The sequence below is a fragment of the Candidatus Dependentiae bacterium genome, assembly GCA_016191325.1.
In the GTDB taxonomy this organism is placed as follows: Bacteria; Babelota; Babeliae; order Babelales; family JACPOV01; genus JACPOV01.
Window position 1 is genome coordinate 798,055 of record JACPOV010000008.1, and the last position, 23,059, is coordinate 821,113.

Genomic DNA, 23,059 nt, shown 5'->3' on the forward strand with positions numbered 1-23,059 from the left:
GATGCATTACAAAGCAACAGTTTTTATGGAGAGACAGGGATTCGAACCCCCGATTCCAATTTAATTAGGAATAACCGCTTTCAAGGCAGCCGCTTTCGACCACTCAGCCATCTCTCCAGCGTACCGTCACCTTATTTGCAAAGGTGTGATCTTAATCATAACCAATTTTCGTTTTTTTTAAAGAAATTTTGCGCATTACATCGCTACAATGAAAATTGACATTAGCAGGAACTCGCGTTTAAGCTTTTTACAATTAAAAAATAACGAAACTTTTTTTTATTAAATTATGAAACTCACGACTTGAACTCAAAAAAGGAGACACCATGAAATCGCCTTCGATCCAAGCGATTGTTTTAGCGGCCGGTAAATCAACACGATTTAACACAGGCCGCACAAAATTACTTGAACGCTTATGCGGACAAGAAATGATTTTGTATACAACAAAATTGTTGGAATCACTCAACTTACCAACAACCCTTGTTCTCGGATACGAAGCTGATGCGATAAAGAAAATAGTAACCGCCCATCATCCAGCGCTCACCATAGCGCACCAAGAAGAACAAAAAGGAACGGGGCATGCATTGATGTGCTCTCAAACCCTTTGGCATGCTGATCATCTTCTTGTAATGAATGGCGATATGCCGCTGGTAACAGAATCGATTATCGAAGAGCTTATTACAAAACATACCGAATCAAATGCTGACGTTTCTTTTGTTGTTTCGCATTGCGATCATCCCGTGGCAGCTGGCTATGGAAGAGTGATTGAAACAAATGGAAAAATAAAAATTATTGAAGAAAAAGATTTAAAAACCGCCGCGACCGAGTCGTGTTGCATAAATGCAGGCATTTATATTTTCAAAAAATCTTTTGCCCAAGATTTTTTAAGCACATTGCAAACCGAAAATGCTAGCAACGAATATTATTTAACCGATCTTATAGAAAAAGCTAACAACGTTATTACCATTCAAGCACCTTTTGATACCATTCGTGGCATCAATACGCTTAAAGAATTGTGGTCCGCGGAACAAATTAAACGGGCAGAATTAATTTCAATGTGGATGGAGCGTGGCGTACGTTTCTTTGCAGCGCAAGCAGCGCATGTTGATGTAAACGTTTCGATCGGAAAAGGAACCGTTATCAGCTACGGTGCGCATATTATTAATGGAACCGTTCTTGGCGCTAACTGCGTTATCGAGCCGTTTGCTGTTATTGATAATTGCACTTTAAGCGAAAGTGTTATCGTTTATTCGCATTCGGTTTTGCGTGATTCTACAATTGAATCAAATGCACAAATCGGCCCATTCGCTCACATTCGCGGCAAATCAATTATTAAACAAACTGCCGTTGTTGGTAATTTTGTAGAATTGAAAGCAACTTCATTAGGAGTCGCAAGCAAAGCAAAACATCTCGCTTATCTTGGCGATGCACGTATTGGTGAGCATGCAAACATCGGCGCCGGCACGATCACCTGCAATCATAATGGAATAAGTAAAAATCAAACAACTATCGAAGATTTTGCTTATATTGGCAGCAATAGTACACTAATAGCGCCGGTAACTATCGGCAAAAATGCGTATACCGCTGCCGGATCTGTAATTACCAAACAAGTTCCTGCCGATTCACTTGCAATTGCACGCGCATACCAAATTAATAAAGAAGGATACGCTGCTAAATTACGCAAGAAATTTGCTCAAGGTGAAGATAAACCAAAAGATACAGGAAATGAAACAGAACAAGTTTCATTTGTAGGCGCACTCAAAACCCATAACGATTCAGCACTTTCTGGCAATACATGATACGTTTTGTACACACGGCAGATATTCATTTCGGCGTCGAAAATTATGGCAAGATAGATCCAGCAACCGGGATTCATACTCGGTTGCTGGATTTTGAACGAGCGCTCGATTTTTGCATCGAATATGCCATTAAAGAACAAGTTGATTTCTTTTTATTTTCTGGCGATGCGTATAAAACCACCAATCCGAGTCCCACTCAGCAACGCCTTTTGCTTAAATGTTTTTTAAAATTGCACAAAGCGCAAATTCCACTTGTTATGGTGGTTGGTAATCATGATAATCCACTCAGTTTTGGAAAAGCGCACACGCTTGATCTTTTTAATGATCTGCCATTAAGCGGATTTCATGTAATGGCAAAGCCGCATGCATTTGTATTGCAAACAAAAAGTGGCCCGGTAAATATTGTCGGGCTCCCTTGGCCCAATCGGACAACGATCGCCACTTCGCAAAACCATATGTTCAAATCTGCAGGAGAATTAACCGACTATATTTCTCAATCCACCGTTGCAATTCTGCAGCATTTAATTACACAACTTGATCCTCATTTGCCTTCTGTTCTTGCTGGCCATTTAACGGTAAGCTCCGGAATTTTTTCCGGTTCAGAAAAACGTGCGGTGTACGGCAACGATCCACTTTTTTTACCATCACAATTAGCAATTGCGCCGTTTGATTATGTCGGCCTTGGCCATTTGCATCGTTTTCAAGATTTAAATGAGCATGCGCATCCTCCGGTCGTCTATTCAGGATCGCCAGAACGAATAGATTTTGGTGAACGAAAAGAAGAAAAAGGATTTTGCGATGTACGGATTTCTCAAAAAGGAAAAACATCGTACGAATTTATCAAAACTCCCGCACGCCCTTTTATTCAAATCGAAGTTCATTTACAGCCAGATTGCGATCACACGCAACAAATTCTTGATGCACTCAAACAGCATGATATTGCGCAAGCAATTCTGAAAATTGTTTATCACGTTCCTCCAACGGTAAAAGATACGGTCGACTTATCTAAAATTGAACGCACATGCGCTTCCGCATTGCATGTGGTTGGAATCATTCCGGTGCATCAACCAAAAAGTCGCGAAAAAAGATCGAATTTAAAAGTTGATATGGATCTAGAAACTATTTTGGATCTTTATTTTTCCGGCAAGCCAGAATTAGCAGCACAAAAAGAAATGCTGATCGCTAAAGCGCTTGCACTCAAAGATGAATTGGCTACGAGCGAAATTATGAATGAAAACAATTAATTGCTTTCATTTTTCTTTAAGATAGGTGCTTGCTTTTCTGCTTCCATAAATTGTTCAGCCTTTTCGCACTCATTTTTATTAAATGCATTCATCATTTCCGTTACCACCCTAACTGGCGCATTTGTTCACACTTTATAAACTGTCATAGCATCGCGACAAAAATGCTCAGAGAAAAGTATTGCTTTAAAAAAAATTAATTTGCTAAAAGTTAGTATATCTTTCTCAAGATTACAAAGGAAAATCCATGAAGAAATTATTAATTTTGTCCTTCATTTTGCAAAGCTTGTTGGTAGCGCAAGAAGGTTCAAAACCTGAAGCATTGGTTAAAAAACCAGAGCCAAGTCTCATAAAAATAATTGGTTCCGATCGTATTTTTGAGCGAAACAGAGACAATGTGGTATCTGCTATAGAAAATTTAAAAAAAATCTCATCATCACTCGCGCAATTTGACCCAAAAACAGCTGATATGCTTGTTTTCCCCCTAACGGAATATCAAATAAATGGCCTATTTGGTATCGGAAGTAGGCTTGGCACTGAAGGAAATATCGAACAGGTTAAAAATACATTGAAAATGGATCTTTATCGCGATGATGTGAACGATTCTATGTTTCCTAACTATATCGCTATTGGCCAATTCTTAGGCATACCTGCGATCATTGATCTTGCAACCGATGCTGCTGCGCAAAAACTTGCTAATCAGGCGCTTTCTTTTCTCGCAAAATTCAAAGACTTGCCTTCAGCATTTAATCGAGATGTTCAACATAAAGCAAATAGTTTGATCTCTAAAGCACTTGAATAGGGTAAAACTTATAATTTGAAAAAAGGATTTTTAATTCTCAGTTTGCCTTCAATTAACTGTTCATTGTGCATGTCTTCTGTGTAAAGCACCGAACAGCTGTGCTCAAGCGCTGATGATATAATAAGACTATCAAAATATGAGTACTGATATTTTTGAGAAATCATCAAAGCCTGTTTAATCGTTTGCAGAGTAATTTGAGCAACAGAGAAATTATCCGCAAGCTCATCAACGGTAATAGCAAGTTCAGGCAAACCAACTTTCCGTTTTTTGCTCATCACATTAATAAATTCATTAACAACCTGTGTGCTCAATATGATTTCGTGTGAACTTTCTATAACTTTTTCAATTGCCTTTTTTTTCAACGGCTCATCGACAGAATATGCGTAAATCAATGTATTGGTATCAAGAAAAACTTTATCGCTCATTCGCTTCATCCCTATCAAAAACCAACCCTTTGGTTTTTACTTTGAGAGACGTAAGCTTTTTCTTTTTTTTAGGGACAGTGACGTGCGGTTCAACTAAAATAATTACTCTAAACTCGTCGTGCAGAGTTTTAATGTACTCTTTTGGAATTTTGATCACACCATCTTTTGCTTTAGTGACAAACTCTATAGCTTGCATAAGAGTTTCCTTTCTATAATACGATCATTATTATTTCAGTGTACTTAATTAGGGTAATGCAAACAACAGCTTGCGATGTAATCTTTTTTGCAAGATTTCTGCACTGCTCGTGCCGAATGAATTTATATAAACTATTTTAAAATTTACTCAGCTATGATCTAAATTTTTACAGTATAATTTTTACAATCTCATCTTTAGATAATGTCTCTTTTTCAAGAAGAGTTTGTGCGAGTGCATCCAATTTGGTGCGGTTGGCTTTCAGAAGTTGTTTAGTCTCTTCATAATAACTGCTCATTGTTTCTTTTATCTCATTTTCAACTTTTTCTTTTGTGCTTTCAGAGACGGAAATTAATTCTGAATAATTAACGTGCTTGAAACAGCTGGCAAGCGTCAGAACTTTATCTGAGGCTTTTTTTAGATCATCTGAGCATCCTGTTGTTTTTGCATTGAAAACTATTTCTGTAGCAGCCATACCCCCAAGCTCTGTCATTATCTGATTTTTGTAATTTTTTTGTGTTCTCAAAAAACTGAATGGATGATATCTTAGTTGTCCCAAAGCATCGTCTTCTGATTTTATGGTTAAATAATGGGCAGTATCTTTCCAAACTTGATTAGTTTCAGGATTAAGAAAATGCACAATTGCATGCCCCGCTTCATGATACGCAATTAATTTTCTTTGCTTCGCCTTCTGCAATTCGGCAGACGCTTCATCTGAAATATCTAGTGATTCTCTGACCGCCTGTAGTGTCATTTTTTTCTTTTCCAATATCAGTAACGCTACCTTCTGCACTTTTTCTTGATTTTTCTCTAACAGTTCGTAGGCTTCTTTGTGACAATTTGTCACTATATCTATTATTTCTGCTTCTATTTTTTCATTAGTTTTCGTAGTTAAAAATTTCGAAACTTTTTCATAATTCAATAATGGCAATGCTTCCGAAAGACCGTTATCTAGAATTCTGTCATTGATATACCCGATAGGGTCAATAATGTTTCCTAGATGTACCATGGGTTTTTGAAATAGCCTTAAAGTCGCCTTACCCGCCACCAAAAATTTAATTTCTGTCCCAATATCGTCTCGCGTGCGCCCCACGATATGACGACTATGATCGGTGAACTCAAGCGGATTATGCGATGTTATATCAAACGACTTAAGTTCACATATCGCGCTAACAATAGGCTCATTCAGCAGATAAAAAAATGCAGTACCAGCTGCGTAATAGGCCAATGATTCTTGCTCAGAAAGCGTTAATTCTAATTCTTTATATTCTTGATTCTGTAATTTTTTAGAAACATATTTATAAACACTTATTACGGTAGCGGCACCAAACAATCCAAATAATGCATTTCGAATTGTACCGTTAGAGAAATATGAAGATTTATTCGAGTCAACAGGCATATCATTTCGATTCTGCCATATCGAATAAGTATCGTTAAAACTTGATAAAAACAAACTTATTATTAGGAAACATTTTAACATCGCTATTTTTTTCCAATTAATTAAGCAAGTACTATTGATCTACTTCGCATTCCATCAAAAGATTTTCAGAATTTACGCATTTACAATTTAATTTTTCGTAAAAGCCTTTTGCTTGGCTCGTTGACTGAAGCCAGATTTTTTTGCAACCCTGATCTTTCAAATCTTTTATGGCTTCTTTAAGAAGACTTTTTCCGATACCCTTACTTCTAAATTCCTTATCAACCCAGAGGTTCATAATAAAACAAGGCCGGTTTGGGTCATCAATCGTTTGATAAGTAATATCCCCAATTTTGTTACCATCAATGTAAGCATTAATATCCTTAATGGCCCGATAATCCCATTTTTTCATCTCCATAGAAAAAGAAGCGAGATGGAAAAATAGAAAAAGGATAAATAAACTCACGGATAATTTAATCTTCATAGTGGCAACTCAACGATTTTATGCACTTGCTGTTGCATCGTGAGAATAGTAAACAATCGATGCAGAATCAAAAAGCTGATCTTTATATTTCTTAAATAGATCGACCGATTTCTCTTGGCGCAACTCTGCCACGATGTGCTTGTACCGTTTTTTGAGCGAGACCAAACGCTGTGGTTTTTTAGCAGATACTTTAAAGAGCTCAAAACCGCCATTCGTTTCTAACGGTTCTGAAATTTTATTTACATCAAGCGATAATAAGAAACGCATATGCTCAGCCATTTCGCTTTCTTTAAGCCAAAACTCATCTTCCCACGAGGTAATAAATGAACTATGCGCCGCAATCTTGCTGAGCAACTCATCTTTAGAACCCACCTGAGAGAAGGAAACGAACGCTCTTGAAATTTTTACTCGTGGTTCATTATAAACTGGATGCTCTTTGTAATACGCTTCAATTTCATTTTCGGGTACTACCACGCCTTGCATCTTCATTTCGCTCATATAATTGACCGCGTACATTTTTTTCAGCTCTTTGATACCTTCTTGCAATGTATAGCCAGATTGCGCAAGAATTTTTTCTAAATCGCTCATCGACCAATTATTTTGTCTGCAAAGGCCATCAATATAATTATTGACGATTGAGTTATCGTTTGGATCCATTTTTTGGCGCTCAATAAGCTGCATCCAATTTTGGTACACCAATTCGTTAAACGCGAACATTTCAAGCTTTTCAGTATCGTTCCTCGCCGCGCTTGGCGCTAAGCCGGGCCGGTATTTGTCCGTCTCGCAAAAAATTTGGCATCGTTCAGGGCCGTTTACTGCGCAGGCAACCCCATCCAAATAAACTCTTCCTGCTTTCATCGGTTTTGGCGGTGCAACAACGAGCATTTTCTTATCCGCTAGCGGATCGTCTGTCTTTTTTATCTCTTGAGAATCGGCAAGCTCTTTGCCCGTTTTCGCTTTTGCTTGTGGCTTGGTTGAATCATTTGTTTTTCCAGCAAGCGTTGCCACTGCTTGAGGTTTTTTTGGGGCCGATTTATTGGTTGCGCTATCTGCTTTGGGTAAAGGAGCGGCCACCTTCGTTGCTTTATTCACTGCTGCAGGTTTTTTTGGTGAAGCGGGAGGCGTGCCAAACCCTTCAGAATGAAAACCGACTTGCAAAACAATTAAGAGGAGAAAAATACGTATATTCATTCGAGCTATCCTTTTTTGCCAGAGACCCCTTTTTTTATTTGGGGTCCCCAAACAAACTCTTAGGTTTTTTGGGGTCAAATAATAAGGGGCATCGAATACAATGCCCCTTATTATTATTAGCTTAAGATGTTTCGCGCTAATGCGCAACTGGCCTTATGCACCCTTTATGGCTGATGGCGCTTGGGAGATACTATCCCCTTCTTCATCGCCTTGGTTCATACCCTGTTTTTGGCCGCCTTTTTCCATCATATTATTCATTTCTTCTTCTTTGAGCTTCTTTTTGCGCTCAAAATAGTCTTTGTTTTCTACAATTTTGAACTCATTGCGGAGGCTTTCAAGTTCCTTCGTGAACAATTCGCCCATTTTTTGCTGTTGCAAGAACGCTTCTATGCGCGGCTTGATTTGATCAAACGGCACATATTGCGCATCTTTTTTAGCGGTTGCTTTGATAACCCAAGCTTTGTCTTTACCGGTCGCCATTTCAATAGCTGGGAATTTCTTCATGCTATTTATTTTTTCTCGAACTGCCGGATCAACATCAAAGCTCATTTCGTTAATTTCTTGGAACGATTTAACGGTGCCTTTTGCTTCTCTTGCCGCTTGTTCAAAATCAGCTTTGCCTTCTTTTACTTTTGCAAAAAATGCTTGAGCATCTGCTTGCTTATCAAATGTTGCGATTTGCGCTGCAACGCCCCCGCGATTCATCATCAGCTCAGGGATTGTTTTCTTGTTTTCATCGTAATATTTTCGCACTTCAGCTTCACTCACTGTTACTGGGTGAGCTTCTTGGAAATATTTTACAGCTAATTGACGTTTACCAAAATCAACGATCATTTGAAGATCTTTTTTGTATGCTTCTTTTTGATCCATTCCGCTTTTTGCAAGCCAAGCTTGAAGCATTTCTTCATTTGCCATGCTCTTGAAAAGTTCCATTTCAGCATCCGGCATCAGCGCAATAAGTTGCTTTAATTGTGGTTGTGCTTCAAGAACAGTGCTTACATAATTTTCAAAACGATCAACCGTAATGCGCGGCTTGCCATCGATAGAAAGTAAAACTTCTCCACTTCCCGCTGGCATTTGATCCGCAGCAGCAGATGATGATTCTGTTCTTTCTTCATTCTTACTGCCAAAAAAATCACATTGCGGCAAAACTGCTAAAATTGATAAAGCAAACACTCCTTGGAGTGATCTATAAAGATGCGTCTTCATGAGATCCTTTCTTTGATATATGTAATTATTTTTTTCTGGTGGTAGCGTACCATAGAACGAAAATCGTTGCAAAATGCAGCAGCGGCGCAACCTTCGATCTGTCCGCCATGGTTCGATACAATTTTTCGCTCCGCTCAAAATCACTCACCACGAGCGGGAGCTCACGATTTTGTTTCTTACCGCTCATCCTGAGTATTTTGCGAAACCCTAGTTGAGAAAAATGTATCGACTGTGTCCGGCGTAGCTTGCCAAGGCGGAAGCCCTGGATAAGCGAAGACGGAGGGATGCGCCAATTTTATATAACCCGTGCAGCAACAGCTCCATAAAGCGCTTTTGGTTTACATCCATATAAAATAGTACGCGCAACTGCGTGTAATGTGGCTCCAGTTGTCAGCAAATCATCAATAAGCAAAAGAGTTGCGCCATCATATTTTTTTAAATCTCCGATTGGGGCAAATGCATCGCGAATAATTTCAGATCGTTCATGAATCTTTTTGGATGATAAATAGGGAGTCGATCGTTTTCGTTTTACGATCTGCGCAATCGGCTTTCCAGAAAATTTGCTTATTGTTTGTGCCATCACCTCAGCTTGATTGTATCCGCGCCATGCATAGCGCCGCCAATGTAAAGGAACCGGAACAATATAATCAAAATCTAAAACAGAAATTGATGTGCGTTGCCAAATGAATTCTCCCAATTGAACACTCGCAACGCGAGAAGACCAACTTTTTGCAAGAATGAGCGATTTGAGTGGTTCTTCATAAACCCCTGCTGCAAAAACTGGCATATGAAAAGATTTAGTTACTTCCATTGTTTTTGAAACAACTGGTTTTATATGCGATGCACATTGCGCGCACCACCATGCATTTTCAAAAAGAATAATCCCGCAGTAAGTGCAAAATGGCGGTGCAATAAGTTGGCGTAAATTATTAATGAGCAAGTTTTTTATTATTGCCACTGATTATTTTTTCAAACGTTTGTTATGAATTTCTCTGATGTGCAGTCATTAAAACATTGCGCGCAAAATTATATTTGCGACAATGCCTGCGACAATATCATCAAGCATAATTCCCCACACACCGGGAAGGCGCTCGGTGCGGCCGATAAACGATGGCTTGCAAACATCAAGAATGCGAAAAAGAATAAATCCTGCAAATAATGTTGATGAGGTTAGCGCAATACCATAAAAAGTTACCAAGCAACCAACCACTTCATCGATCACAATTTCATGCGGATCTTTTTTATCAAAAAATGGCAAACTTGCGCGCACTAATGCAAAACCGATGCCGATTGTTGCTGCAAGAATAATAAGATAATCGAACGAAAACCATGAAATAAGTATTACGAAAGGCAGCGTTACGAGCGTCGCCATCGTGCCCGGCGCCGGTGCGTACCCAATTCTTGATAATGTTACCGCGCGTTGCGCAAAGCTACTCATTTTGAATTTCCCCCAAACGATTCTATAATCATCAGCCCTGCACCAATCACTATTGCTGCATCGGCCACATTAAAAACGGGCCAAGACCATTGCCCAAAAGAAACAAGAATAAAATCAACAACCCCACTATACATAATTCGATCAACAAAATTTGAAAGGCCGCCCGCAATAATAAGCACTTCGCCTACGATGCTAAATCCTCGTTTTGCGCGTTGCCATGCGTAAAAAATAAGCAGCGTGCAAAACGCACCAATTACGAACGTAATTATCCAATAAGCATATTCAGGTGCTGAATTAAAAAATCCCCAGGAAATTCCGCGATTCATTGTTTTGGTTAATTCCAGAAACGCTGTGATTCGATAACTTGAAGAAAGAAAATTAAGAACGCACCATTTGCTCATACGATCGAGAATAATTATTCCAAAAAAAAGTGCAGCATAAAATAGTGATCTATTTTTCATCGAATCACCGCTCCGTTATTTTTTAATTTCATCAGAACGTGATCGTATAAATGATCGATTTCTTGCTGAGACAAAGTTTTTTCAGCATCGCGCGCAAAGAAACGAACGGTAACCGATCGCTGATCTTGCCATTCATCTTTTTCATAGAAATCTACAAGTTCTACTTTGTAAATTCTGCCATCCGCACTCAAAATAGTTTTCTTTATCTGCTCAACGCTAATCGTTCGCGCAATCATCATGCTAATATCAAACCAAGTGGAAGGATATTTTGCTAACTGAGTAAAGCGTTGCTTATCAGTGGCAGCATGTTTTGTAAGTTCTTGTACATCAAGCTCGAAAATGAATGCGCTGCCTTCGACTACGTTAGCAAGAAATGTACTGTTTGCCATTCCTGCATAACCAAGATTCGCACCGGCTACCTCAATGCGCGCAGTTTGATAGGGGTGCATCCACGGTTCGGTTGTGCTCGCCTCTTTCCATTCAGCAGCTATATTGAGCATAGTAAAAAGTTTACTCAATTGATTCTTAAGAACATAAAAATCAAGCGAAGATTTTGCGAAAATAATTCCTGCAATATTCTTTTTTTCAATAACCTGTGTGCCACTTTTGTGCCAAACATTATTATATTCAAAAAAGCGCAGCTCCCGCTCAGTTTTATTCTGCATCACATTTTTTATCAAATGCGGCACAAGGCTTGTTACCATCGCTTGCCAATTTTCTGAAACCGGATTTTGAATTGTTACGGTTTGCGCAGGTTGCCATTTTAATTGGCGCAAAAATTCTTCATCAAAGATTGCGTAGTTGGTGACTTCGTGCGCTGAAAGTGAATATGCACAGAAATTTTTAAGATTCCGTTCTTGAAACGTAGCTGAAAGCGATGATGGTTTCAATTTAAGTGCTGGCATTTCAAGCGGAATTGTATTGTACCCAAAAAAGCGCCCAATTTCTTCAACTACATCTTCTTTTACAAAAGATTCTTTCGATGTACGAAAAGTGGGAACGCTTAAATGATAAACATTTTTCTTCGTCTCAACACCAAAATCAAGCGCTTCCAAAATTTTTTTTATTTCCGCTGCTGGAACATCTGCACCTAAACGAGAAGTAATAAAATCGTGCGAAATTTTTAACTCTTCCTGCCCAACTGCATGCCCCAAGAGCGCAAGGGGACCAGCGAGTTTAAATTCGATTTTGTTTTCACTCAAAAGAGTCAAAAATCTCCCGAGTGCTTTGATCACGTTATCTGGATCTAAGCTTTTCTCAAAGCGAGATGATGCTTCGGTACGCTTTTTTACGCGTAATGCCGTTTTGCGAACCCTTCCCGCATCAAAACATCCCGCTTCAATAAAAATTGATTTCGTTGACGCATTTACCGCCGATGATGCACCGCCCATGACTCCTGCAAGCCCCAACGGTTTTGCGCCGTCGCTAATAACGAGATCTTCAGGATCGACCGTTATTGTTTGGCGATCAAGAAGTTCAAGCGTTTGTTCGCGGCCTGCACATCCAGCTTCAATTTTTTTCACATCTATTTTTGCTGCATCAAATGCATGCATCGGTTGCCCAATATCGAACATAACGTAGTTAGTAGTATCGACAATTGCATCGATAGGCTTGCTATCGATGCGTGCCAAACGATGCGCCATCCAAATTAATGATGGGCAATAGGAGATCGATGAAATAGAGCCACCGCCAAGTTGTTTGATCAACTCAGGATTTTTTATCTTCAGAGAAAATGGGCGTTCTTTGCTTGAAGACGCAATAGATTCGTGCCGTTCGACCGGAAATTTTTTAATTATTTCTGATTCTGGGCGCATTTTAATTTTTAAGATAGCGCTTATTTCACGCGCTATGCCGCGGTGGCCCCATAAATCAGGCCGATGCGTCACCGATTTATTATCAAGATGCAAAATATAATCTTCGCTTTCAAAAGAATCTTTCCAAGATCCCTCAAGCTCTTTTTCGGTCGCGCTCAGCGCGCCAATGAGCCCTTCTTTGGCAGCATGCCAATCGGCAAGTGTTGCCCAACGATGATCGTTTTTATTGTGAAAAACGAGAAACACTCCGCCAACTGCGGCGTCGGTGCGCGAAGGAAGTACCAGTTCTTTATCAAGTTCTGAGCTGAAAAGAATAATTTTTTCTTTATCTATTTTTAAAACGGTGCCCAGCGTAAAATGATCTGTATTAAGCGTAATATGCTCAACTTGCTCAATTTCAGCGGTCGTCGTATTAAAACGGCGCACCAACTCCTGGATATCATAATCTGCCCACGATCCCTTCAAATGATCAAAAATCCAAGAGAGCGATAATTTCATAACAATACCCTTATTTTTCTATCGGTCGCTGTTGAGAGGCTATTACCTGGCACTAACTTATTAACAATCTCTAGTATAAACACTGAAAGAAATGAGATTTTTGGCTCAAAATGTATAGATTTTAGAGTACGTCAAATTGCAAAAATGATCAATCAGAGTAAATTCTAATTCCTTGTGGAGATTCACCACTTTTCCTATATACTCACTTATGTATGTTTTCCTCACATTACCCCATAATACTATTATGCCGCCGCAAGAACCGATTTTACGCGTCGCAAACCTAACGAAAGCGTTTATTACGCGCTCTTTTTTTGCGCGCGCAACTTCTCAGGCGATCGCCGTAAAAAACGTTTCATTTGATATCCATAAAGGCGAAATTGTTGGCCTTCTAGGGCCAAACGGCGCGGGAAAAACAACGACGCTTCAAATGTTAATCGGAACTTTAAAGCCAACCTCTGGAACTATTCATTATTTTAATCAGGATTTTTCTTGCAACCGCTCCCAGCTTCTGCAGAGAATCGCTTTTGCTAGCGGCTCAATTAAACTGCCCATCACCCTCTCCGTCGCACAAAATCTTGATATTTGTGCACGCTTATATGGCCTTTCCAGAACTGAGCGAAAAAATCGAATTGAACAACTGTTAACCACGTTTGGCATCTTTCAGTTGAAAGATCTCTCAACGGGTCATCTTTCAGATGGCCAAATTTCGCGCGTAATGATTGCAAAAGCGTTTTTGGCACAACCGGAAATGGTATTTCTTGATGAAGCGACCGCTTCTTTAGATCCGGAGATTGCACTCACGGTGCGCCGTTTCCTACTTGAAGAAAAAAAAGCACACGGCACTTCCATGCTCTTTGCATCACATAACATGGAAGAAGTTGCCTCGCTATGTGATCGCGTTCTTATTATGAATAATGGCATGCTTGTTGCCGATAGCAGCCCGCGCGTACTTGCAAAAGAGGCGACCACAGTACGCGTTCAGTTTACCGTAGCGCACGACGTGCAAAAAATGGATCAATTTTTGACTAGCCACTTAGTCGCGCACAGCATTGATAAAGAAAAAATTACGGTTGAGCTTGATGAACATTCTATTGCTCAGTTGCTGCAAAACTTTGCACGAGAAGAGATCCTCTATTCTCATATTTCGATCGAGAAACCGACGCTTGAAGATTATTTTTTAAAAATCACAAATCCATACAAAACGTTTAAGGAACTCGCATGAAATGGCATCGCATCTGGGCGATGGTAGTTCGTTACATGCTTACATGGATACGCAATCTCCATAACTTCTTGGATGATATTTTGTGGCCTATTTTAGATATCATTCTCTGGGGAATGACGAGCATGTGGATGCAAGATCAGCAACAGGGATCGTTGTCATCAAATATCCTTGTACTCTTAAGCTGCTTAGTGTTTTGGTACGTCGTGCAGCGGGCACATGATGCGGTTTCTATGAACGCACTCGAAGAGCTTTGGGATAGAAACTTTATTAATTTATTTTCTACACCGCTCACTATTTTTGAATGGATGAGCGCGATCATCATTCTGAGTTTTTTCAGAATCTTTTATACCCTTTTTATCTGCATTGCGATGGTTTGGTTTCTCTATTCATGCAATATATTTTCTTCGGGATTGATGCTTCTTCCTTTTTTATTTTCGCTTCTTTTATCCGGCCTATTTATCGGTTTTTTCACCACCGCATTTGTTATGTACTGGGGAAGAAAAGCGCTTTTCTTTTCTTGGACGGTTAGTTGGATTTTCTCACCCTTCAGTTCCGTCTATTATCCACTTGAATCGCTCCCAAAATGGGGCCAATATATCGGCAAACTCATGCCAATGACCTATGCGTTTGAAGGTTTGCGCACTATCGTGACGCATCACCATTTTCCGATGGACTATCTTTTGATAAGCATCGTTCTGAATATTATCTATGTTATTCTATCGATGATGTTCTTTGTTTTTATGTTTGAGCAATCGCGCATCAAGGGGTTTACGAGCCTGCAGTAAAAGCGCAGCTCGACGAGCAAATAGATCCATGGTAAAGTAACAAAAACTCTTTTTATTCGCGGTAACGGGATTTATGGGCAAAATTACTATCTTTTATAAATACGTCGATATCGAATACCCAACGGCCATCGTTAAATGGCAAAAAAAACTGTGCGTTGAACTCGGGCTCAAAGGCCGCATCTTGATTGCGCATGAAGGCATCAATGGCACCGTTGGTGGCACCGATGAAAATATCGAACTCTATCAAAAAACGATGCTCGAGCATCCGCTTTTTGGCGGCATTGATTTTAAAGATAGCGCGGGTGCCGCAGATTATTTTCCTCGTTTGCGCATTGCTGTTCGCCCAGAAATTGTACATTTGGGCCTTGATACCAAGCGCATTACCGCCAAAGATGCTGGAAAACATCTTTCTCCTGAGCAAGCGCACGAATTCATGGCTCACATGAATGAAGATACGATTGTCCTTGATACTAGAAATAATTATGAGTGGAAAATCGGCCAATTCAAAACGGCAAACACGATTAATGCTCCAACCGAATATTTCAGAGAATTTCCTGAATTCATCAATACCAATTTAGAAACATTTAAAGATAAAAGAATTTTGATGGCATGCACCTCCGGCGTACGCTGCGAACGTGCTTCTGCCTATTTGAAATCAAAAAATGTTGCCAAAGAAGTATATCAAATTAACGGTGGCATTCAGCGCTATACAGAGCAATTTCCCGAAGGATTCTTTCGCGGGAAAAACTATGTGTTTGATGGCCGCGTAACCGAAAAAATTAATGATGATTGCGTGGGCAATTGCGATCGATGCAACGCGCCGTACGATGAACCTATCAATTGCATCAACGCTGAATGTAATAAACAGGTGCTGATGTGCGATAATTGCCAATCAAATTTAATCAATACCTGCAGCGAGCTCTGCGCACAATTAGTACGTGAACACAAAGTAAAAATTCGCACCAAACCATCACGAATTGGATGCACGAATCAAAGCAATGAATCTGATCCAGCACAATGTTCCATTAAATGATAAAAATTGGTTTAAAACCGGCGGAGCAGCTCGTTTTTTTGCTCAGCCAGTAAACGCGCAAGAATTCCAAGATGCGTGCGCATTTGCTCAGCAAAATAGTTTGCCCATCTTTGTGTTAGGCGAAGGCGCAAACGTTTTAATTAGCGATGATGGTTTTGACGGTTTAGTAATTCGTCCGTTTCTCAAACAAATTAATCATGAGATTGTCGACGAGAAAACAGCATTAGTTCACGCAGGCGCTGGCGTTACCATTAACGATTTAATTGAATATTGTTTTGTGCATAATTTAAGCGCACTTGAAGAATTTAGCGGAATTCCTGGCACGGTCGGCGGATCGGTCTATATTAATTTGCACTATTTTGAATTCTTGCTCGATCAATTTTTAGTAAGTGCGCAAGTAATTGAACGAGAAACCGGGATTATAAAAACAGTTTCTCCCGAGTGGTTCAATTTTGCGTACGATTTTTCGACGCTCCATGATGAAAAACATTATTTAGTAAACGCCACCTTCAAAACAAAACGCATTTCTGAACTTGAAACAGCATTTGCACAGGGGCGCCGCACAGAAATTATGCGCCACCGTTTTAAACGATACCCAACCGCAAACACCTGCGGCAGCTTTTTTAGAAATTTTTTGCCGCACGAAATTGAGCATGAAAGAACTGGCGTAAAACTGCCCTACATTGCTTATTATTTAGATAAAATTGGGGTTAAAGGAAAACTTTCGGTTGGCGATGCAATTGTTTCTCATCAACATGCAAATATGATTATCAATCGCGGCAACGCAACAAGCACCGATATTATTAATTTGGCGCAAAAAATGCGCGAACTCGTACATAAAGAATTTAATTTAAAACCACATGCTGAATGCAGATTAATTGGATTTAGAAACCTTATTATTTGAAAGATGAAAAATGTATTATAAAGTTCTCTCGATGTGTATTCCATTAACAATTGCGGCTTTTTGCGCTGCAAATCCAAGAACATTCAATATAGATGGACTACCGAAAGAAACCGTCTCATGGACTGAAGGTGACATTGTCATCATGAAATCTGAGCCGAATGAGGAAGCTGTAAAATACACAGTTTCCACAGTTGCCCCTCTCAACAATAAAATACAAATATTTCTTAGATCTTCAGCTATGAACTACGTTATAGAGCAAGACGAAAAAGGTGCCTGCACAAGTAAGACTGCGACAGCAGATGAACTATTTAGGGTACGACTGGAGCAAACAGATAAAAGAGCACCTAAATATCAAAAAGGCTGTGAAGTTAACATTTTTGGAGCAACATGGTTTCTAGAAAAAGCCGAGATACCCGGGCGTAGTCGCTCTTTTGGGATGCAGGAATTCAGAAAGCCTGGCAACATTTTTTATGAAAATCGAGTAGATTTTTATGCTGAAAAACTGGAGTCGCCTAGCACAAGTGAAAGCGCAATACGAAAAAAATATTATTGGGGACGCATTGCAGCTACAACTGCTGTAACTCTTGGATGCACTTATTTAGCTTATAAAAAATTGTGGGCTAAAAATTAATTATCCAAATGATCAACGAACTAATTTTTATCATCCATTCTCTCATTATTAGCGTCTCAACGTTATGCGCACTTCGCATTGGAAGAGACGCACTTATTGCGCTTGTTGCGACGCTCAGCATTATTGCAAATTTATTTGTCACTAAGCAAATTGCGCTGGGCGGATTTATTGTGACTGCTGCTGACGCGTATACGATTGGCGCTGTTCTTTCGCTTAATATGCTGCAGGAATATTTTGGCAGCAAAACAGCGATTCGTGCAATTTGGATCAGCTTTTTTATGATGTTTGTGGCAGCCATTGCCGGGCACATTCAGCTTTGGTACCTGCCCGCATTCTGCGATTCAATGCACCCTCATTTTCAGGCACTTTTATGCAATAGCCCGCGGATTATTGCAGCATCTCTGATTGCCTACTTAGTATCGCAGCATCTTGATCGGGCTCTTTTTGCATGGCTTTCCCAACGGCTTTCGGGAAATCTCATGATCGCTCGCTTTTGCAGCTCGACGATTAGTGCCCAACTGGTGGACACCCTTCTATTCACCTTTTTAGGGCTTTATGGCATAGTAGAATCTGTGTGGGACATTGTCCTGATCAGTTATTTTATTAAACTATGCGCCGTAATACTCACCATTCCAGCTATCTGGCTATCGAGGTTTATAGGCCAACATGACCAGTAAGCTATGCATCAGCCATTTAGATTTGAACTTATTCACCAATCGAAAAAATCGCGTGCCCGCGTAGGAAAAATCCATACGCCGCATGGCGTTATCGATACCCCTAACTTTGTCGCGGTCGGCACGAACGCTACCCTAAAAGCTCTTGATAGCAAAACGGTCGATGATATTGGCCTTCAGCTGATGTTTTGCAATACCTATCATTTAATGCTCCATCCAGGTACCGATACGGTTGCCAAAGCTGGCGGACTCCACAAATTCATGAACCGTCGTCAGCCCCTTATTACCGATTCTGGCGGGTTTCAGGTATTTAGCTTGGCATATGGCGGGGTAAAAGATGAGCTGAAAAGTAAAGGCCAAAAAAAAATAACCAATTCGGTGATTAAAATTGATGAAGAGGGCGTCCTATTCCGTTCTTATCGGGATGGCGCACCTGTTTTGCTCACGCCTGAAACATCGGTTCAAGCGCAAAAAGAGCTTGGTGCCGATATTATTATCCCATTCGATGAATTACCGCCTTATCATATTGATCCAACTATTCTTAGAAAATCGCTCGAGCGAACTCATCGCTGGGAAAAGCGATCGCTTGATTATCATCTAAAAAATGCAAATAATCAGGCAATGTATGCAGTGATTCACGGCGGCATTAATCCCGAAATGCGCAAAGAAAGCGCGGCTTATTTAACCAATTTAGCATTTGATGGCTTTGCTATCGGCGGCAGCTTAGGAAAATCCCGCATTGAAATGATCGAAATGCTTAAAGAACTTATGCCGCAAATGCCAATTGAGAAACCGAATCATTTGCTTGGTATCGGTGATCTTCCATCCCTCGAGTCGGCAATTCCATTGGGAATCGATACATTCGATAGTTCACATCCCACTAAATGCGCGAGGCATGGATTATTGTTTACGTTTAACGGTTTTGTAAAAATTGAGAAAAATGAACACAAACAATCGTTTGAGCCGATTGATAGAAATTGCACCTGCTTAACGTGCACAACGTATACCCGTTCATATGTACATCATCTTTTTAAAGCGCATGAAGTAACTGGCCATGTTCTTGCCACCATTCATAATCTTCATTTTATGGTACAACTTATGGCACAGTATCGACAACGCATTCTTAACGACGAAATATAAATTCTATGAGAGAACTTCTTTCTTTACAAAATGATCATGTAAAAGATCTTGTTCGTTTAGCGCATGAAGCAAGCGAACGCAAACACCAACAAAAATTTATTGCAGAAGGTATACGCACCGTTAGCACACTGCTGAAAAGCAAAATGCATTTAGTGGAACTTATCACGACACATTTTATGCTCATGCAAGCTCAAGAAATTGCTTCCGATGAAAAGATTACGGTCGTTTCAGATGCAGTACTTAACAAAATAAGCCCGAGCAGTTCGCCAAGTGGCATTTTAGGCGTTTTTGAGATCCCTCAACATGCAAAAAATGAACCGCTTAGCTCAGGAATTGTGCTCTGCGGCATTTCAGATCCGGGAAATATGGGCACCTTAATCCGCACCTGCGCAGCATTAGAAAAAAAAACAGTCGTAATTCTTGAAGGAGTTGATCCTTTCAATCCAAAAGTAATTCAAGCGACCGCAGGCACGATCGGATTGGTAAATATTATCCAATGTACGTGGCCAGAATTTCTTACACGCAAAAAAGATATGCCGCTTGTTGGCTTGGTGGTGCAAGAAGGCAAACCGATGCATACATTAGCTGAAAATAGTTTATTAATGATCGGCAGCGAGGCGCATGGAATTGCCCAAGATTATCTTGCGGCATGCGATGAACTTATCACTCTTTCAATGCCCGGCGGAACTGAAAGTTTAAATGCTGCGATTGCAGGCTCGATCGCTATGTATATAGGATTCTTATAAATTTTTATTGCGCACCCCTCGATACTATTTCTCGAAAACTCGAAATCACTCGGGACGAGCGCAATATGCAAAAACTTTTGACTTATACACAATTACATTGAAACTACCGAGGAAATGCACTTCCCGCGCTCGTCCCGAGTGATTTTTAACGAAGTTAAAAATAGTATCGAGGGATGGCGGACACGTCGATCCAAACGCAAAAAAGTGTTCTGCTCTAAAAGCTAAGAAATCCGCTCGCGGTGACCCTTCGATACAATTTCTCGTTTCACTCGAAATCACTCAGGGTGAGCGGAGTTTGTCAATTGTTAAATTTGAAGAACCAAAAAGTAATAACACTAGTCCCTCCGTCCGCTCGTGGTGAGTGTTTTGTGAACGAAGTGAGCAAAATGTATCGAACCATGCGGATCAGTGGAAACAATTCGCATATCATCGACTTGATGAATTCAAAGATAGACCATAAACTAAACAATATATTTCATAGAATTACTTTTTTGTCACCAAAGGTTTCAAATCGTTATGGCACAAACCCAAAAACTTTCATTGCTCGATGCAATATTAATTAACATTAACGTCATGTTTGGCACAGGCGTGCTGATAAATACAGTAAATTTGGCAGTAATTGCAGGATTTCTGGGTTTTGCAAGCTACATCACGGTCGCACTTTTAATGCTCCCCCTTATTTTTTCAATCGCAACTACGTTAAACCGCCATCCATCAGGCGGGTTTTATGCGTATGCGGCAACCGATATTCATCCTTCGGTAGGTTTTTTGAGCGCATGGTCATATTTTGTTGGGAAATTAGCGTCGGCAGCATTGCTCATCCATATTTTTACTTCAACCATGAAGGTTATTATTCCCGCTTTGGATCAAATACCTTCATTGCCAATTGATTTTGCAATTCTTGCACTTTTTACGTGGCTTAATATGTTCAATATTAAAACAGGAACACGCATCACGTACGGTTTTATCTTTTGTAAATTTACGCCGATTATTTTTGCAATCTTGAGTTGTTTAGCATTATTCTCAAAATGGCATATTCCAGTCGATAGTATTTTATGGGCAGGAATTCCATCAACTATTCCACTCGTACTTTATGCATTTGTCGGTTTTGAAGTAGCCTGCTCGATTAGTAATTCGATTGAAGATGCTGAAAAAAATGGCCCGAAATCGATTTTATATTCTTTTGGCATCGTGGTTTTTCTCACCGTGCTTTATCAACTGCTTATGTTTGCAACTTTTGGCGAAGGGCTCACGCAACTTCCTAATTTCTTAGGTATTTTTAAAGTGGTTCTTAATGAAATTATGCCAGCGGCCGGCGCGCTTAAAGCGATTTTATTAAAATTATTTTATATCGCTGGCGCCTCATCTGCCCTTGGCGGTAGTTATGGTATTCTATTTAGTAACTCGTGGAATCTATATACCCTCGCGCAATTTAAACATATCCCTTTTGCAAAATTCTTCACTTCGCTTAATAGCTATCAAGTGCCATTTATGTGCGTACTTGCAGAAAGCGCAATCTGCGCCGGTTATTTATTACTCACCGCAGGCCATCAAGTAACGTTGCAACAAATTAGTGTTTTAGGCTGTACCATTGCGTACGCATGCAGCGTAATGGGGCTTATTAAAGCGCACCGCAATGAATCGCTCAGCTCACATCCATTTGTTGCATGGGCCGCTATTGGTAGCTGCCTTTTACTTTTAGCTAGCTGCATTAGAAATTTTATCTCCAGCGGCATTATCTATCTTGGATTTTTTGGCATATTGATTGCACTCGGTATGATACTTTATATCTCAACCGCATTTTCTCGATCAGCGAATCTTAAGCGTCATTAAAGCGATCAAACATAATATAAGTGAAATGATGCCAAATCGAATCGTAATTTTTGCTTCTTGCCAACCAAGCAATTCAAAATGATGATGAATTGGTGCCATTTTAAATATTCTCTTACCGCGATAACGATACGAATAAACTTGCATCATCACCGATAACGCTTCAACGACAAACAAGCCCCCTGCAATACACAAAAGCAATTCTTGCTTAGCCATCAGCGCCATCAATGCAAGTGCACCGCCCAGCGCTAATGAACCTACATCTCCCATGAAAATTTGAGCTGGGTACGCGTTGTACCACAAAAAACCAATCGAGGCTCCAACGAGTGCCGCTCCTACTACCGCTAATTCCGCTGTGCCTGCAAAAGGAATATGCAAATAGTTAGCAAACATATAATGGCCAGCTGCATAGCAGATTAAAGAAAAGGTAGCAAAATTAGGAATAAGCGAACCTATGGCAAGCCCATCGAGCCCATCTGTTAAGTTGACCGCATTACTTGCGCCCACCATGATAAATGTCGCCCATAAAATAAAAAATATTCCGATATTTGGATTGAGAGATTTAAAAAACGGAAAACTAATCGAGGTGGAAACACCATTGAGAAACATAGAAATTGCGCAACACCCAGCAACTACGCATTGCGATAAAAATTTAATGCGAGATGAAATGCCTTTGCGCGTTTTTATTTTTAACCAATCATCCCATGCTCCAATCACACCAAAACCAAGCATGCCAAAAATCATAATGAGTATTTGATAATGAAAAATAGGAGCCCAAAGCAAAACAGTCGCCAACACGATCATTAAAATAAAAACACCGCCCATAGTTGGCATATCATCTTTCTCTTTATGCCGCTCAGGAGTCCATTCTCGCGCTTTTGATCTAAAAAACTTTTTTGATGTTTCAATAAACAATTCGCCGAATAAAAAAGAAAAACAAAGTGAAGTTAACAACGCAGCCATTGCACGAAAACTAACATAATGCAGCACATTCCAAAATGAAGATGTTGCTTTAAAATACATCGAAAAATAATACAGCATTTGAAATCCTGACAAATATAATATTCAATTTTTTTTACTATCAGTTAGAATAATACGCAATTAACCTTCTGTGAACTTAGATAC

General features: G+C 39.9%; 23 protein-coding genes and 1 tRNA gene. 12 read left to right on the forward strand and 12 right to left on the reverse strand.

From position 1 onward, the window contains the following. Positions 1-26 precede the first annotated feature (26 nt). Positions 27-117 (reverse strand) — tRNA-Ser (locus HYX58_04370). 206 nt (positions 118-323) lie between these two features. On the opposite strand from HYX58_04370, the gene glmU reads away from it, so the two are divergent. From glmU to HYX58_04385, 3 genes are all read left to right on the forward strand, one after another. Further along, positions 324-1,796, forward strand: coding sequence for a bifunctional UDP-N-acetylglucosamine diphosphorylase/glucosamine-1-phosphate N-acetyltransferase GlmU (glmU, locus tag HYX58_04375; GenBank protein MBI2775212.1), 1,473 nt, complete (start codon positions 324-326; stop codon positions 1,794-1,796). Further along, positions 1,793-3,040 (forward strand): exonuclease subunit SbcD, encoded by a 1,248-nt coding sequence (gene sbcD, locus HYX58_04380; GenBank protein MBI2775213.1) that lies wholly within the window; start codon positions 1,793-1,795, stop codon positions 3,038-3,040. The genes glmU and sbcD overlap by 4 nt, the downstream gene beginning before the upstream one ends. Before the next feature lie 244 nt (positions 3,041-3,284). Continuing rightward, positions 3,285-3,839 carry a hypothetical protein gene (locus tag HYX58_04385; GenBank protein ID MBI2775214.1) on the forward strand — a complete coding sequence of 185 codons (555 nt, stop codon included), beginning with the start codon at positions 3,285-3,287 and terminating at the stop codon, positions 3,837-3,839. 8 nt (positions 3,840-3,847) lie between these two features. On the opposite strand, the gene HYX58_04390 is transcribed toward HYX58_04385, so the two are convergent. From HYX58_04390 to pheT, 10 genes are all read right to left on the reverse strand, one after another. Further along, the gene (locus tag HYX58_04390) at positions 3,848-4,264 is read right to left on the reverse strand and encodes a PIN domain-containing protein (protein ID MBI2775215.1); all 417 of its coding nucleotides are present in this window, start codon (positions 4,262-4,264) and stop codon (positions 3,848-3,850) included. Then, positions 4,254-4,460: a hypothetical protein gene (locus HYX58_04395; protein MBI2775216.1), complete on the reverse strand. Its 207-nt coding sequence runs from the start codon at positions 4,458-4,460 to the stop codon at positions 4,254-4,256. The genes HYX58_04390 and HYX58_04395 overlap by 11 nt, the downstream gene beginning before the upstream one ends. 166 nt (positions 4,461-4,626) lie before the next feature. Further along, complete coding sequence (locus tag HYX58_04400; protein ID MBI2775217.1) at positions 4,627-5,856, reverse strand: hypothetical protein; 1,230 nt, start codon at positions 5,854-5,856, stop codon at positions 4,627-4,629. A 112-nt stretch (positions 5,857-5,968) separates the two neighbouring features. Next, entirely contained in the window at positions 5,969-6,286 is a 318-nt protein-coding gene (locus tag HYX58_04405; GenBank protein MBI2775218.1) for a GNAT family N-acetyltransferase, read from the reverse strand. Between the two features lie 90 nt (positions 6,287-6,376). Then, on the reverse strand, positions 6,377-7,549 hold the full coding sequence (locus tag HYX58_04410; protein MBI2775219.1) for a hypothetical protein: 1,173 nt from the start codon (positions 7,547-7,549) through the stop codon (positions 6,377-6,379). 153 nt (positions 7,550-7,702) lie between these two features. Then, the gene (locus HYX58_04415; GenBank protein MBI2775220.1) at positions 7,703-8,758 is read right to left on the reverse strand and encodes a peptidyl-prolyl cis-trans isomerase; all 1,056 of its coding nucleotides are present in this window, start codon (positions 8,756-8,758) and stop codon (positions 7,703-7,705) included. A 295-nt stretch (positions 8,759-9,053) separates the two neighbouring features. After that, positions 9,054-9,716, reverse strand: a complete 663-nt coding sequence (locus HYX58_04420; protein MBI2775221.1) for a ComF family protein — start codon at positions 9,714-9,716, stop codon at positions 9,054-9,056. Positions 9,717-9,764: 48 nt separating this feature from the next. After that, positions 9,765-10,196: a phosphatidylglycerophosphatase A gene (locus HYX58_04425; GenBank protein MBI2775222.1), complete on the reverse strand. Its 432-nt coding sequence runs from the start codon at positions 10,194-10,196 to the stop codon at positions 9,765-9,767. Next, positions 10,193-10,657: a signal peptidase II gene (gene lspA, locus HYX58_04430; GenBank protein ID MBI2775223.1), complete on the reverse strand. Its 465-nt coding sequence runs from the start codon at positions 10,655-10,657 to the stop codon at positions 10,193-10,195. The genes HYX58_04425 and lspA overlap by 4 nt, the downstream gene beginning before the upstream one ends. Further along, positions 10,654-12,969 (reverse strand): phenylalanine--tRNA ligase subunit beta, encoded by a 2,316-nt coding sequence (gene pheT, locus HYX58_04435; protein MBI2775224.1) that lies wholly within the window; start codon positions 12,967-12,969, stop codon positions 10,654-10,656. Before pheT ends, lspA begins: the two co-directional genes overlap by 4 nt. A gap of 208 nt (positions 12,970-13,177) precedes the next feature. Between pheT and HYX58_04440 the strand changes: the two genes are divergently transcribed. From HYX58_04440 to HYX58_04480, 9 genes are all read left to right on the forward strand, one after another. Beyond that, positions 13,178-14,191: an ABC transporter ATP-binding protein gene (locus tag HYX58_04440; GenBank protein ID MBI2775225.1), complete on the forward strand. Its 1,014-nt coding sequence runs from the start codon at positions 13,178-13,180 to the stop codon at positions 14,189-14,191. Further along, positions 14,188-14,976: an ABC transporter permease gene (locus HYX58_04445; protein MBI2775226.1), complete on the forward strand. Its 789-nt coding sequence runs from the start codon at positions 14,188-14,190 to the stop codon at positions 14,974-14,976. Before HYX58_04440 ends, HYX58_04445 begins: the two co-directional genes overlap by 4 nt. Before the next feature lie 73 nt (positions 14,977-15,049). Continuing rightward, positions 15,050-16,009, forward strand: a complete 960-nt coding sequence (locus HYX58_04450; protein MBI2775227.1) for a rhodanese-related sulfurtransferase — start codon at positions 15,050-15,052, stop codon at positions 16,007-16,009. Further along, positions 15,975-16,913, forward strand: coding sequence for a UDP-N-acetylmuramate dehydrogenase (gene murB / locus HYX58_04455; protein ID MBI2775228.1), 939 nt, complete (start codon positions 15,975-15,977; stop codon positions 16,911-16,913). Before HYX58_04450 ends, murB begins: the two co-directional genes overlap by 35 nt. A 10-nt stretch (positions 16,914-16,923) precedes the next feature. Further along, complete coding sequence (locus HYX58_04460; GenBank protein MBI2775229.1) at positions 16,924-17,544, forward strand: hypothetical protein; 621 nt, start codon at positions 16,924-16,926, stop codon at positions 17,542-17,544. 8 nt (positions 17,545-17,552) lie between these two features. Further along, the gene (locus tag HYX58_04465; GenBank protein ID MBI2775230.1) at positions 17,553-18,221 is read left to right on the forward strand and encodes a queuosine precursor transporter; all 669 of its coding nucleotides are present in this window, start codon (positions 17,553-17,555) and stop codon (positions 18,219-18,221) included. A gap of 3 nt (positions 18,222-18,224) precedes the next feature. After that, a complete protein-coding gene (locus tag HYX58_04470) occupies positions 18,225-19,358 on the forward strand; it encodes a tRNA-guanosine(34) transglycosylase (protein MBI2775231.1) in 1,134 nt (377 codons plus the stop codon). 5 nt (positions 19,359-19,363) lie between these two features. Continuing rightward, the gene (locus tag HYX58_04475) at positions 19,364-20,104 is read left to right on the forward strand and encodes an RNA methyltransferase (protein MBI2775232.1); all 741 of its coding nucleotides are present in this window, start codon (positions 19,364-19,366) and stop codon (positions 20,102-20,104) included. 516 nt (positions 20,105-20,620) lie between these two features. Further along, entirely contained in the window at positions 20,621-21,937 is a 1,317-nt protein-coding gene (locus HYX58_04480) for an APC family permease (protein MBI2775233.1), read from the forward strand. Here HYX58_04480 and HYX58_04485 read toward each other — a convergent pair. Further along, positions 21,914-22,975 carry a phospho-N-acetylmuramoyl-pentapeptide-transferase gene (locus tag HYX58_04485; GenBank protein MBI2775234.1) on the reverse strand — a complete coding sequence of 354 codons (1,062 nt, stop codon included), beginning with the start codon at positions 22,973-22,975 and terminating at the stop codon, positions 21,914-21,916. The genes HYX58_04480 and HYX58_04485 overlap by 24 nt on opposite strands. Between the last annotated feature and the right edge of the window lie 84 nt (positions 22,976-23,059).

Bases quoted from the DNA above. Each gene is read 5' to 3' on its own strand.
- HYX58_04480 (MBI2775233.1), top strand. From the start codon at position 20,621: ATGGCACAAACCCAAAAACTTTCATTGCTCGATGCAATATTAATTAAC.
- lspA (MBI2775223.1), bottom strand. From the start codon at position 10,657: ATGAAAAATAGATCACTATTTTATGCTGCACTTTTTTTTGGAATAATT.
- HYX58_04460 (MBI2775229.1), top strand. From the start codon at position 16,924: ATGTATTATAAAGTTCTCTCGATGTGTATTCCATTAACAATTGCGGCT.
- HYX58_04425 (MBI2775222.1), bottom strand. From the start codon at position 10,196: ATGAGTAGCTTTGCGCAACGCGCGGTAACATTATCAAGAATTGGGTAC.
- HYX58_04445 (MBI2775226.1), top strand. From the start codon at position 14,188: ATGAAATGGCATCGCATCTGGGCGATGGTAGTTCGTTACATGCTTACA.
- murB (MBI2775228.1), top strand. From the start codon at position 15,975: ATGAATCTGATCCAGCACAATGTTCCATTAAATGATAAAAATTGGTTT.
- HYX58_04390 (MBI2775215.1), bottom strand. From the start codon at position 4,264: ATGAGCGATAAAGTTTTTCTTGATACCAATACATTGATTTACGCATAT.
- HYX58_04415 (MBI2775220.1), bottom strand. From the start codon at position 8,758: ATGAAGACGCATCTTTATAGATCACTCCAAGGAGTGTTTGCTTTATCA.
- HYX58_04400 (MBI2775217.1), bottom strand. From the start codon at position 5,856: ATGCCTGTTGACTCGAATAAATCTTCATATTTCTCTAACGGTACAATT.
- HYX58_04470 (MBI2775231.1), top strand. From the start codon at position 18,225: ATGCATCAGCCATTTAGATTTGAACTTATTCACCAATCGAAAAAATCG.
- sbcD (MBI2775213.1), top strand. From the start codon at position 1,793: ATGATACGTTTTGTACACACGGCAGATATTCATTTCGGCGTCGAAAAT.
- HYX58_04385 (MBI2775214.1), top strand. From the start codon at position 3,285: ATGAAGAAATTATTAATTTTGTCCTTCATTTTGCAAAGCTTGTTGGTA.
- HYX58_04465 (MBI2775230.1), top strand. From the start codon at position 17,553: ATGATCAACGAACTAATTTTTATCATCCATTCTCTCATTATTAGCGTC.
- HYX58_04395 (MBI2775216.1), bottom strand. From the start codon at position 4,460: ATGCAAGCTATAGAGTTTGTCACTAAAGCAAAAGATGGTGTGATCAAA.
- glmU (MBI2775212.1), top strand. From the start codon at position 324: ATGAAATCGCCTTCGATCCAAGCGATTGTTTTAGCGGCCGGTAAATCA.
- HYX58_04450 (MBI2775227.1), top strand. From the start codon at position 15,050: ATGGGCAAAATTACTATCTTTTATAAATACGTCGATATCGAATACCCA.
- pheT (MBI2775224.1), bottom strand. From the start codon at position 12,969: ATGAAATTATCGCTCTCTTGGATTTTTGATCATTTGAAGGGATCGTGG.
- HYX58_04405 (MBI2775218.1), bottom strand. From the start codon at position 6,286: ATGAAAAAATGGGATTATCGGGCCATTAAGGATATTAATGCTTACATT.
- HYX58_04410 (MBI2775219.1), bottom strand. From the start codon at position 7,549: ATGAATATACGTATTTTTCTCCTCTTAATTGTTTTGCAAGTCGGTTTT.
- HYX58_04440 (MBI2775225.1), top strand. From the start codon at position 13,178: ATGTATGTTTTCCTCACATTACCCCATAATACTATTATGCCGCCGCAA.
- HYX58_04485 (MBI2775234.1), bottom strand. From the start codon at position 22,975: ATGCTGTATTATTTTTCGATGTATTTTAAAGCAACATCTTCATTTTGG.
- HYX58_04475 (MBI2775232.1), top strand. From the start codon at position 19,364: ATGAGAGAACTTCTTTCTTTACAAAATGATCATGTAAAAGATCTTGTT.